This window comes from Streptomyces sp. NPDC006463, from assembly GCF_042870715.1.
In the GTDB taxonomy this organism is placed as follows: domain Bacteria; phylum Actinomycetota; class Actinomycetes; order Streptomycetales; family Streptomycetaceae; genus Streptomyces.
The window spans coordinates 391,688-402,875 of the sequence record NZ_JBIAHP010000005.1 but is presented as its reverse complement, the minus strand read 5'-3'; the positions used below and the strand labels follow the sequence as shown (position 1 = coordinate 402,875).

9 protein-coding genes are annotated in these 11,188 nt (G+C 70.7%); 4 read left to right on the top strand and 5 right to left on the bottom strand.

Annotated elements, in window-relative coordinates; genetic code table 11:
* Window positions 1–204 precede the first annotated feature (204 nt).
* The 3 genes from ACFYOB_RS12895 to ACFYOB_RS12885 all read left to right on the top strand — a co-directional run bounded on the left by ACFYOB_RS12895 (window position 205) and on the right by ACFYOB_RS12885 (window position 4,840).
* Window positions 205–600 carry a DUF2267 domain-containing protein gene (locus ACFYOB_RS12895; RefSeq protein WP_388558657.1) on the top strand — a complete coding sequence of 132 codons (396 nt, stop codon included), beginning with the start codon at window positions 205–207 and terminating at the stop codon, window positions 598–600.
* Window positions 601–650: 50 nt separating this feature from the next.
* Window positions 651–1,094 carry a DUF2267 domain-containing protein gene (locus tag ACFYOB_RS12890; protein WP_388558654.1) on the top strand — a complete coding sequence of 148 codons (444 nt, stop codon included), beginning with the start codon at window positions 651–653 and terminating at the stop codon, window positions 1,092–1,094.
* Between the two features lie 941 nt (window positions 1,095–2,035).
* Window positions 2,036–4,840: an AAA family ATPase gene (locus ACFYOB_RS12885; protein WP_388558651.1), complete on the top strand. Its 2,805-nt coding sequence runs from the start codon at window positions 2,036–2,038 to the stop codon at window positions 4,838–4,840.
* A 54-nt stretch (window positions 4,841–4,894) separates the two neighbouring features.
* Here the strand turns inward: ACFYOB_RS12885 and ACFYOB_RS12880 are convergent, their stop codons facing one another.
* Genes ACFYOB_RS12880 through mpaB form a run of 5 tightly spaced genes read right to left on the bottom strand, consistent with a single transcriptional unit; the run spans window position 4,895 to window position 10,575 of the window.
* A complete protein-coding gene (locus ACFYOB_RS12880; RefSeq protein WP_388558648.1) occupies window positions 4,895–6,184 on the bottom strand; it encodes a YcaO-like family protein in 1,290 nt (429 codons plus the stop codon).
* Window positions 6,181–7,371, bottom strand: a complete 1,191-nt coding sequence (locus tag ACFYOB_RS12875; RefSeq protein ID WP_388558645.1) for an iron-containing alcohol dehydrogenase — start codon at window positions 7,369–7,371, stop codon at window positions 6,181–6,183. The genes ACFYOB_RS12880 and ACFYOB_RS12875 overlap by 4 nt, the downstream gene beginning before the upstream one ends.
* Window positions 7,368–8,660: a daptide-type RiPP biosynthesis aminotransferase gene (gene mpaD / locus ACFYOB_RS12870; RefSeq protein ID WP_388558642.1), complete on the bottom strand. Its 1,293-nt coding sequence runs from the start codon at window positions 8,658–8,660 to the stop codon at window positions 7,368–7,370. The genes ACFYOB_RS12875 and mpaD overlap by 4 nt, the downstream gene beginning before the upstream one ends.
* Window positions 8,657–9,481, bottom strand: coding sequence for a daptide-type RiPP biosynthesis methyltransferase (gene mpaM / locus ACFYOB_RS12865; RefSeq protein WP_388558639.1), 825 nt, complete (start codon window positions 9,479–9,481; stop codon window positions 8,657–8,659). The genes mpaD and mpaM overlap by 4 nt, the downstream gene beginning before the upstream one ends.
* Window positions 9,481–10,575, bottom strand: coding sequence for a daptide biosynthesis RiPP recognition protein (mpaB, locus tag ACFYOB_RS12860; RefSeq protein WP_388558636.1), 1,095 nt, complete (start codon window positions 10,573–10,575; stop codon window positions 9,481–9,483). Before mpaB ends, mpaM begins: the two co-directional genes overlap by 1 nt.
* A 287-nt stretch (window positions 10,576–10,862) precedes the next feature.
* Here mpaB and ACFYOB_RS12855 point away from each other — a divergent pair, with 287 nt between their 5' ends.
* Window positions 10,863–11,027, top strand: a complete 165-nt coding sequence (locus ACFYOB_RS12855; RefSeq protein ID WP_388558633.1) for a hypothetical protein — start codon at window positions 10,863–10,865, stop codon at window positions 11,025–11,027.
* Window positions 11,028–11,188: the final 161 nt, after the last annotated feature.

Here is an 11,188-nt window from a genome sequence, read left to right as displayed (position 1 = left end):
CACCTGGGGCGATGTGGCGGCCCCAAAGCCCTTCCCGGGCCCCCCCCCCGCCCCCCCGGGGGGGGGGGCCCCCCCCCCCCACCCCCCCCCGCCCCCCGCCCCCCCCCCCCCCGCCCGCCCTTCCCTTCCCCTCCCTTCCCCTCCCTTCCCCTCCCCTCCCCTCCTCTCCCCTCCCCTCCTCTCCCCTCCCCCGGAGGTGATGAGATGCCGATGCACCGGGAGGCTTTCCTGGAACACGTCCAGGAACGCGGCGGATACCGCACTCGGGAGGAAGCCGAACGAGCCGCCCGCGTCGTCCTGGCCCTACTGGGCGCTCACCTGGTGGGCACGGTGCGAGCCGAACTCGCCGCCCGGCTCCCCGAGACGTACGCCCTGATCCTCCTCAATCCCCTGCAGGCTGCCGAACCGCTCACGCCCGAACGCTTCGTCCGTGCGGCCGCGGCCTGGTTCGAAGGCGCCACCGAGAAGACCGCGCTCTGGGATATCGGCGCGGTCCTCTCCTCCGTGGCCGCCGCGGCCGGAGACGGCCTCACCCGCGAGGCCCTGCTCCAGCTCCCACCTGGCTACGACCTCCTCTTCGGTGTCGGCCGACCCACCTGACCGCCCCGCCCCGAAGTCGATCCCTCGAAGAGAAAGGCAACCGCAGCACCATGTACGACCAGCTTCGACCGAACCCGGCCCGGCCCGCGATGACGTTCGACCAGATGCTGGAACGCGTGCGCTACGAAGGCGCCTACCCCACCCGCGAACGCGCGTCGGAAGCCGTCCATGACGTCCTCGCCGCCCTCGGCCGGCAGGTCACCGGGGACGAACGCGTCGACCTCGCACGGTGCCTGCCGGTCGAAGCCGCCCTCACCCTGTGGGCCCAGATCCCGGACACCGAGCCGCTCACCGGCTGGGGCTTCGTCAAGGACCTGGCCGCCCGCACCGGCGGCACACCGGCCACCGCCCGGTGGGACACCGGCGCCGTGTTCGCCGTGGTCTCGCGCCTCGCCGGGCCCTACCTTCTCGCCCGGATCTTCCACCGCCTTCCCGGCGGCTACGCGCTGCTCTTCGGCCAGGCGGAGCTGCGGCAGCCGCAGCCGGCCGCCTGACGACGCTGGGTAGAGCGGTACACGAAGAACGGTCTCGCCGCGCCACCCACGTCTCACGAGCAGTCTGCTCACACAGCGGGTTCCGGCCTCCCGGGGGTCCGGGACTGCCGAGCGACGCCGCCCGGAGGCTGATCCAGACCGTGTATCTCTCGCGGCGCGAAGCCGGCCGGGGGCGACGCGTCATCGGGAGCCCCGAAGCCAACCGAGGCGTGCTGCGGAGTCCACGCCTGCTGCACCCCGGCCGACGGGCGACCCCTACGGTCGCCGCCGGGTCATCCAGTGCAAGCACCGCAAAGCCGGCCGGTCCGGATCAGCGATCGGCCATCGGCCATCGGCCATCGGCGCCCCCGACTACCACAACGACGCCCCGTCCTCGACGAGACCCGCGGGCCCTCGTGCCGACTGGTGCCGGACCAATACGAAATCCCACCGGAAACAGAGCGAATCAAGGCCTAGCATCCGGGCCGGACCTGCGGTTCGATCTGGTGTCGACCTGGATGTCGAAAGCTCCAACAAGAGTGCCAATCAGCTGATTTGACACGTGCCACTTGATCCGAAAGATTTGATTCCAGATCAAGTTGACCGCTTGGAACAACTCGGGGGAATCTGTGCTCGGCCTGTGGGTTGTCGGCGGTGCCGCTTTACAAGAAGCGCGTGCCGACCGCACAAGCCGGCCGGACGATGCAGACCCGGCCCGCGCAGCGCGCACCAGGAGCTGCTGAACCCGCACGAGCACCGGCCGCGTTCCTCCCACCAGCGTGGACGCGCCGCCCTGCCGGCCGGCAGACCGTGTACGTGACCGCGACACCGGGGGCCGTGGCCTCCGGCCACCGCCGCAGACGGGGTCAGGTACACCGATTGATGCAGAACCGCAGCGGAGTCGACTGCCATCACCCAACAGAGCAATGCGGCTCGCTGCTTGAACAACTCATGGGGGAAAAATGCAAGGAGAAGCCGGGATCTCGTCCCCAAGTGCTTCCAGAAATACTTCCAGGCCCCACGCCACCCGCCTTCCCGCCGTCGGCGGAGTGGGCGAGATCGGTGAACTGCTACCCGCGCTCGAGGCTGCGGAGGCGGGTCACCCGGGGCTCGCATTGGTCGAAGGCGCCATGGGCATGGGCCGTACAACGCTGCTCGACCGCCTCGCCCGCCACGGGCAAGCCCGCGCCATGACCGTTCTTCGGGCACAGTGCGGCTCCAGGGAGCAGGCGTTCAACTTCGGGGTCGTACGCCAGCTGTTCCGCAGCCTGCCATCCACCGGCCACATCGACAAACCCCCCTCGGCGGATTGGCTGTTCGGCGTGTTCGAAGGGCTGCACCACGAGGTGACGCGGATAGCCGAGCGGGCCCCTCTCCTCATGGTGGTGGACGACTTCCACTACTCCGACCCGCAGTCCGCCCAATGGATCGACTTCCTGGCGCGGCGCCTCCGCGACGCCCCGATCCTCGTGGTCCTGTCCACCAACCCGGACATCCCCTCTGCCCAGCAGGAGCTGACGGCAGAACTCGCACTCCACCCGCAGGGTCACTCGACCACGCTCGGGCCGCTCTCGGCCGCAGATGTGGCGGAACTGACCGGCACCGTACTCGAACACGACCCCGACGACGACTTCGTGCAGTATTGCCTCCGCCTGAGCGGAGGCAATCCGAAACTCCTGACACTCCTGCTCCGTGAGTTCACACGGTCCGGTGTCACCCCCACGACCGGTGACTTGTCGCGGGCAGCCGACGCAGCAGCCGCGGTAATGGCGTCCGTCCTGCCGACGTGGCTCGAACCCCATTCCAGCGAACTCTCCGCCGTGGCCGGCATGACGGCCGTCCTCGGCGAGGAAGCGGACCCCCGGCTGACTCAGCGACTGACCGGAATGAGCGATCGCGCCATCACCTCCGCGCTGGCGGCCCTCGGACGCATCGGACTGCTGCACAAGACCGGATCCCGGCGGTTCTTCCATCCTCTGGTCCGTGCCGCGCTCGCCAGTGACCTCCCGGTCTCGGAACGCTCGGACATCCACGCCCGGGCCGCTCAGCTGCTCTACACCAACAGCGCGCCGCACCATCAGGTGGCCCGCCACATCGTCGCCAGTGAGTCGCCGTGCGAGCAATGGCAGCTCGAAGTCCTCCGGGCCGCCGCCGACGACGCCTCGGCCCGCGGTGCTACCGACGAGGCGATCACCTATCTGCGTCACGCAGCTCACGCCACCCCGTCAGTACCAGAACGCGCTGCCCTCCTGGTCGAGTTGGGGACACTGGAGGCGAGTATGGGCCTCCCCTCTTCAGTCCAGCACCTGGGGGAGGGAATCGGGCTCACCGAGGACCACGCCCTCCAGACCCGCGCCATTCCGCTCCTTGCCGAAGAACTCGTCCAGTGCGGGCAGGCTCGACGGGCAGTGGACCTGCTCGACATGCTCACCGCCGAGACCGAACCGCAGGACACCGAAACGCTTCACCGCCTCTGGGGGCAGCGCGCCGTATCGGCTGTGGCTGCCGGGCTGCCCGCACAGATCCCACCGCACACCACTGTTCCGACCGAGCTTTCCGGGGCCACCCCCGGAGAGCGCGTGCTCCTTGCCGCTCACGCTCTGCAGATGTCGATGGGTACTGGTACTGCGGATGAGGCGGCCGGCTGTGCCGAACGCGCGCTGCGCGCCTTTGACGCGGGGCGTGAAACGCTCTGGGCGGCCACGTTGGCGATCGGGACGCTCCGGCATGCCGGGCGTCTCGAACTGGCAGGCCAATGGGCGGAAACGATCGGCGGCTTCGGCCTCAAGGGTCAACCGCTGCCCATCCGAGCGGTGTTGCTCGCCGAACTCTCCCAGATCCGACTCCACCTGGACGATCTGCCCGGGGCACTGGCAGCAGGCGAAGAAGGGTTGCGACTGCTGCCCGGCCCGCATCCCTACGGGGCGTTCGTGGCGGCCGCGGCGATGGCTCCACTGATCGAGAACGGCCAACTGGACGCGGCACGGCGGATCGCCGACGACCGCCGCTTCCGCAACTCGCCCGAGAACTGGCTGCGCCCCTATTTCCTGGCGGTGCGGGCCCAGCTCCGAGCCTCCGAGGGCCAGGACCAGTCGGCACTCCACGATCTCGAGCACTGCGGCCGCCTCCTGTCCCAGTACGGCGGCGACAATCCCGGCCGCATCGACTGGCGGTCCCGGGCCGCCCTGCTCCACCGGAAGCAAGGGCAGGACGAGGAAGCCCAGCGGCTCTGTGACGAGGAACTCGTCCTGGCGCGCCGGTGGGGCGCGCCCGTGACCCTCGCGAAGAGCCTCCGTAGCGCCGCTCTCGCAGGCCCGCGCGCAGAATCCCTGGACCTGCTGGAAGAGTCGGTCGCCCTGCTGGAGAACACAGCCGATCGCCTGGAACTCGTGAAGTCCCTGATCGCCCAGGGCACCGCTCTGCACCGGGCCGACCGGACCGAGGCGGCACGTGAGAAACTGCGCCGGGCCCTGGGCCTCGCCCAGGCCGGTTCAGCCCGGCGGGCCGCGGAGGAGGCCTACCAGAAGCTGGTCGCCACCGGCGCGCGGCCTCGGCGGTTCTCCCAGGTCGGCCCGCGCGCCCTCACCACCGGCCAGCGACGCGTCGCCGAACTCGCCCTCATGGGGCTGAGCAACGAAGAGATTGCGCGTCGGCTGTACGTCACCCAGCGGACGGTGGAGTTCCATCTGACCCATACCTACCGCAAGCTGGGAATCAACAGCCGTACCGATCTGGTCCGGACGCTGGGGAGCAGCCTGGCCGCATGATGCGCGCCAGGCGAGGCCATGGGGGGACCGGCTGAGGATGCGGCCGGCTCCCCGTCAGATCAGGGGGTGGGGTTCGGGGTCGGCCGGGATGGTGTCCTCGCCGAGCCCGAACCGCTCCCGAGCCGCGCTCAGCCGCTGGTGGTGCCAGGTGAAATCAAGGCTGTCGTCCATGCGCAGGGCCTGCATTCCCACGGGAATCACCTTGACGGCACACCAGCCCATGGCTTTGATCCGGTCGGGCAGACGATGCGTCAGGTCGACCGCGACGGGATCCACGTCCTGCCGGCGCAGAGCCTCGACCAGGGCCTGGACGGTAGTGGTGCCGGGTGTTTCCGCTTCGGCGTCCCCCAGCGGGACGAAAGAGTCCATCCAGCGCTGCACGGCACGCACACCGACCGCCGAGGCGAAGTACTGGGCGCGCTCGAGGTCGGTGCGCGGGCGGCGGGAGGGGTCCGCGGTCGGAGCGGTCTCCTGGACGAGCCGCAGTGCGGAGCGGATCTGCAGGGCTTCTTGGAGGGCCTTCACGGCGCTGGTTCCCGGGTCGTCGGAGGCGCTGGCCCCGACGGCTGCCAGGGACTGGCCGCCCTCATGGTCGATCACGATGCCCACGGTGCAGACGACCCCGGGTACATGGGTGGGGACGCGGGCGAGAACGGGCGACAGCCCGATGGCGCGGGCGGCCTCGAGCGCCTGCCGGAACCGCTGCAGGCTCGGCGGGGCCGGCCGGGGCGCGTCGGCGAGGAAGCGGTCCGGGTCGAGCCTGCGCAGCGGCAGCCGGTGGAACCACGCAGTGAGGAAGGCGTCCCGCTCGATCACTTCCAGCAGCCCGGATCGCAGGGCCGCCTCGCGCGAACCGCCCGAGGCGGCTCCTGAGGGTGAGGGGTCGAAGCCTTCGGCGTCCTCGGGGCGCGCGGGGTAGTCGACAAGTCCGGCCGGTACGTGGAGGGGGGTGCCGTGGTCCAGCCGCTGCGCCGGGTACCAGCGCAGCGTGCGTCCTGTGCCGGCGGGATCCGCGAGCCGTACGCCGGCTGCGGTCGGGTCGAGCGCCTCGTCGCCGAGCTGTTCGAGACGGGCAACCCGTCCCTCGCCGGGGACCGGATACAGCGCGAAGCGCTCCACCGCCTCACCGGCGGCGCGGGTGAGGGTGTCGGACGGCGAGATGCCATAGGCACCCACCACCGTGGGGCTCAGCGCGGCGTCCTGCTGCTCCGGGGCCCCGGTACGGCTGCGGTGCAGCTCGGCCAGGCCCTGCCACAACGGTTCGGCGGGCCTCCGCGGTGGGCGCACGGCCCGTGCGCTGACCAGTCCGTTCTCGGGAACGAGCGTGGCGGAGAAATCAATCACTGGGGGACTCCCTGGAAGGCCTCGGCGTACAGGCGGGTGAGTTCACGGCGGGTGAAGCCGTTCAGCATGGGCAGCCCACCGCCCCACGCGCGCAGCGTGCGGTCGGCGACGGCTTCGGGATCGCAGTGGGGCAGCGGGCCGGCGACGCCCCAGGAGCGGGACAGGACGGCGATGCCCTGAACCGGGTCGTCCGGCAGGTCGGGGCAGCCCGATCGGATCGCGGACCACGCGGCCCGGAGCCGGTCGGCCTCACCGAACCGCACATCACCGTCCAGCACCCGAGCCCATACGACCGGCACGACGGCCACGGTCGCCTGCATCTTGCGGACATCGGCCATGGAAGCGAGCTCGTTGGCCAGGTACCAGACCTTTCCGGCGAACGCGTCCCGGCCGACACTGGCGAAGCCGAGAATGGTGCGCGCGCTGAGTACGGCGACGTCGAGCGACGGACGGTCGGCGACGACGGCGTGCACCAGGTCCCGCAAGAGGTCCAGGGCCTCGGCGTCGGCAGTCGGGGGAAACCGATGGCCGGGCGGCCGGGGCACATAGCCGTTGCAGAGTCGCAGGATCGCCTCCAGGGCCCCTTCACGGACCAGCGGGCGCGGCAGGCTGTGGGTCGCGACCGGGTCCAGCGCCACCACGTCGGCCGCCAGCAGTGGATGCATGACGAGCTTTCGGTGCCCGCCCACCAGTACGGTGGCTGCGGCGCTGACCTCGGCGGCTGTGCCCACGGTGGTCGGTACGGCGACCAGCCGGGGGTGCCGGCCGAGTGCGCTCATCGCGGGGCCGCGGACCAGACCGGGGCGCCCGCCGCCGAGTCGGATCCGATCCTGGGTTTCGTGCGCGGCGGTGAACAGCCGGGCGAGCGCCACCGCGTCCATGATCGACCCACCTCCCACCGACACGACGCAGTCGAAGTCCCGCAGCCGCTCGGCCAGGCTCACACTCGCCTCCAGATCGCAGCCCTCGGGGTCGAGACGGATCAGGTCGGTGCGCGCGGCACGCGGGACACGGCCGATGACATCCGCCAGTCCGGGCTGGTGGGCATCGACCACCAGCAGCGCACGGCCGGGCCGCTCCGCGGCCAACACCTCCCCGATGGCTCCCGGCCCCAGGTGCACCCGGGACGTTCGCTGCCAGACCGCGGGCGGTCCCGGCACGAGCCCCGGGCGAGCAGCGCCACTCATCTCAGACCTGCCCGGCTGCTCGCCTCGGCCAAACCGCGCGACAGCGCGTACGCCAGGTCGTCGAGGTCCTGCTCGCTGCTGGTGAGCATCGGCACGAGCTGCACGCACCCGGGGCCGGGGTACACCAGGGCCCCGTGGCCGCGGATCCCCCCGATGGCCGCCTGCACTGCCTCGCCGTCGAACGGTGCACCGTCTGCGTCACGCAGATGCAGCGCGCGGAAGCAGCCGGCTCCGCTGGTGCCGCCCACCGCCGGTATCCGCTCGGCGAGGTCGCTCAGTATCCCGTCGAGCCGGTGCCCGGTCCTGGCCGCAGCCCCCAGGGCGTCCAGTTCTGCGAACTGCCCCAGCGTCGCCGTGATCGCCGCGCAGGAGGCGGGAGTTCCCGCTTGCGTCTCCGCGTGCAGCAGCACGGCGTCGGACTGCTCGTACACGGCAGCGACCTCGTGGGAGACCAGGACGGCCGACGCGGCGCAGGTGCCGTTGGTCAGCCCCTTGGACGTCAGTAGCAGGTCAGGGGACTCGGCCCACGCGGAGCTCGCGAACAGCGGGCCGGTGCGGCCGTATCCGGTCGCCACCTCGTCCGCGACGAGGAGGAACCCGTACTCCCGCCGCAACGCCATGACGGTCTCGATGAACTCGGCGGACAGCGGGCGCACGCCGGACCCGAGCACCGGTTCACAGACCAGCGACGCCACCTGCGAGCCGTGCCGCTTCATGAACCGCTCCAACTCCTCGGGAGCGGAGGGATCCACATGCCGCACGTTGCGCAGGTCCACCCCGTACATCCGCTGGCCGAGAGACTCCCCGGTCAGCGAGTGCGCGCCGTAGGTCAGCCCGTGGTAGCTGCCCTTGAGGCCGACGACCAGGCGCCGTTCGGACTCACCGCGCAGCACCGCGTACTGGCGGGCGAGTTTCATCGCGAGGTCGTTCGCGGAGCCGCCGGACGTGGAGAAGACGACACGCCGGAACGCTGCGGGCCCGGCCGCGGCGACCAGGTCCCCGGCGGCCTGGATCGCGTAGGTGTGGGAGAAGCGGAACAGATTCAGGTACGAGGCGTCGCGGGCGGCCTGTGCGATCGCATCGGCGATCTCCGCGTTTCCGTAGCCGATATTGACGTTCCACAGGCCGCTGGTGGCGTCCAGGACCTCGCTGCCGTCGGCGAACCGCAGCCGCGAGCCCTTCGCCCCGACGGCCCGCCGTTCCGGACGTCCCTGCTGCCCGAGCGGCAGCAGGGACTCCCACAGCGGATAGTGGGGCTGACCGGACGGGTACGGCTCGGTGGGGTTCATCGCTTGCTCCTTCGTGCAACCAGAATGCTCAGATCGGCGGGTGCAGCGGATGTCGGGCGAGCCGTGCGGGCCGCATCCACCTCGAACCCGGCGCGGGTGAGCTCATCGATGAGCGTGGCGGCGGTCGGCACGTGGACGGTGGACGTCAGCAGCAGGGGCTGTCCCTGTGCGGGAATCCGCAGGATGGAGACATGGCGTCGCGCGTGCTCGGGTTCGGCCCGGTCGATGACGAAGTTCACCGCCCCGGGGGTGACCAGCGGGCGCAGCTCCTCCTGGACCGGGTCGCCGGGGCCTGCTGTCGCCGCCGGGGTGTGCGCGCTGAGTACGAACAAGCCTCCGGGCGCCAGATGATCGTGCACCCGGCGGAAGAAGTCGGGACGGTCGGCAGGCGGCACGAGACCGACGGTGGTGGTACCGAGCAGCGCCGCGGCGAAACGGCCGTCCAGGTCCAGGGCGCACATGTCGGCCTCGACCAGCGTCAGGCGCCGGGCGAGCCGCAGGGCGGAAGGCGCGGACAGCCGGTCGCGCAGCTTCGAGAGCAGGCTCTGCGAAGTGTCGATCCCGGTCACCTCGTGGCCCGCAACGAGCAAGGGGAGGGTCAACCGACCGGATCCGCATGCCAGTTCCAGGACCGGTCCCTGCGTGCCGCGCAGAAGGGCGAGCACATCACGGACCTCGTTGGTGTCGTCGGCCGTGAGCTCGTGATAGACCGGGCCGCCCAGCGGGCCGTACAGCTCGGCCACCGTGATGGAAGATCCGAGAGCCTCGACGAGCTGCCCGGCGAGCCCGTCGAGTTCGGGTGCGAGGACGGAACTGGACATCAGACGGTCCCGCCCGCAGCGCGATCGGCAGCGGTGGTCAGGCACATTTTGGCCTCGACGTCGGCGTACGCACGCAGCGCCTCTTCGGCCGTGATGCCGAGGAGCGGTCCGGCCACGGCTGCGGCCCGCCCCCGGGACTCCGCCGTGTCCTCGGTGCACAGCGCGGAGAAGACTTCGAACAGGCAGGCCGAGCCCCTGCCGAGTCGGAAGAGCCGGAAGTCGTCGGTCCGGACAGCGAAGATCTCCCCCTGTGCCTCCACCAGCAGCGGCCGGTCGGCAGCTTCGACAGGAAGTGCCACGAGCCCGGATGTGAAACGGCCGCCGAAACCCGAGATGCGCATGTCCGGCCCGAACTTCTCCACCAGTCGGCGCTTGACCTCCAGCGCATGCAGGTAGCGCCGCAGCCACGGCCGTTCGGCGGCACCGGAGCGAAGCAGCGGCGCGGGCACGACGGCACCGAGTGACGGATCTCCCCCGAACGCCTGCGCAGCGGCCCGCACCGTCTCGGCCCCGGCACTGACATGGCCCAGATCCTGGCCGCCCACGCTGGTGCGGAGCCGGCCCTCGGCGGTGAGGTAGAGCCGGCCGAGGCCGACGGCCCGCAGTGGCGAGGCAAGCGCGTCCAGATCGGCGAGCTGAACGGAGGGGTGGCCGAGCGCTTCGGCCCATACCCCCTCCTGCACGGCCCGGTCAGCGTCCTCGAGGAAGGCCTCGTAGTCCTCGGTGCAGGTCATACGGACAACGGTCGGCCCGGCCACCGAGAGGTAGGCCAGGGAGCCGTAGTCGAACACCTGGACATACAGGCTGCCGGAGATGATCAGTTCGTCACCGGCGTGCTCCGCACCTCCCTCGACCGCCACGAACCGGACGCCGGTCTCCTCGGCCAGGGACGGGGAGGCGTCGGCGAACACGGTCGCACCGGGCGCGAGCAGATCCGACTGAACCAGTGCAGCGACGTCCCCGCCGGGCTGGACCAGAACGGCATGTGCCAAAGGCTGCAGCTCAGCCCCTTCACCGACGAACCAGGAACTCAGCCGCTCAGCATCCTCAGCCCCCGAGAAATTCACGCCTTCTTCGATTTCGGCGATTTCCACAATCCACCCCTGCTCAACGGAATTAGATGAGCAATCAGTACACCTGATCGCGCAGGCGGCACAACCGAAGTGAATTGGCGCAAGCAGGTCGCAGCACCGGAGTTCGGATGACTGCGGAGACCGTAGCGACCGGACGAGTGGACCGTAGCGATTTGATTGCCGGGCCGTATGGATGCGGAACCCGCAGCGCAGTCCTGACCGCAGGGACTGCGGAAAAGGCTTCCCACGCATTTCCGTCGGCCGCAGGATGAGGGCACAGCACATCGAGATTCCCTCAGGAGGACCCCATGAGCACCACCGAGAACCTTTCCCCGCTGGCCGAGTCCACGACCGACTTCGCCGTCGAGGAGCTGGAGACGCTCGACGCCCCCGGGTTCCTCGGCTGGGACAAGGAGACCTGGCTGGGCGCGGCGATCGGCGGCGGTCTCACCGCCGGCATCGCCCTGACCTGATCAGACCCGGCCCCATCCCGCCCGGCCCGGACCGGCCGGGCCGCTTTCGCCGGGCGTGAGCCCGCCGTTGTGAAGGAGTGACCATGCACGACGACATGGACCAGCAGCCGACCACCGCGGCTTGCGCCGACTTCGCCGTGGAGCACGTGGAGGAGCTTTCC

Excerpts from the sequence above, each read along its gene's own strand:
- ACFYOB_RS12895 (WP_388558657.1), top strand. The coding sequence starts at position 205 with ATGCCGATGCACCGGGAGGCTTTCCTGGAACACGTCCAGGAACGCGGC.
- ACFYOB_RS12890 (WP_388558654.1), top strand. The coding sequence starts at position 651 with ATGTACGACCAGCTTCGACCGAACCCGGCCCGGCCCGCGATGACGTTC.
- ACFYOB_RS12885 (WP_388558651.1), top strand. The coding sequence starts at position 2,036 with ATGCAAGGAGAAGCCGGGATCTCGTCCCCAAGTGCTTCCAGAAATACT.
- ACFYOB_RS12875 (WP_388558645.1), bottom strand. The coding sequence starts at position 7,371 with ATGAGTGGCGCTGCTCGCCCGGGGCTCGTGCCGGGACCGCCCGCGGTC.
- mpaD (WP_388558642.1), bottom strand. The coding sequence starts at position 8,660 with ATGAACCCCACCGAGCCGTACCCGTCCGGTCAGCCCCACTATCCGCTG.
- mpaM (WP_388558639.1), bottom strand. The coding sequence starts at position 9,481 with ATGTCCAGTTCCGTCCTCGCACCCGAACTCGACGGGCTCGCCGGGCAG.
- ACFYOB_RS12855 (WP_388558633.1), top strand. The coding sequence starts at position 10,863 with ATGAGCACCACCGAGAACCTTTCCCCGCTGGCCGAGTCCACGACCGAC.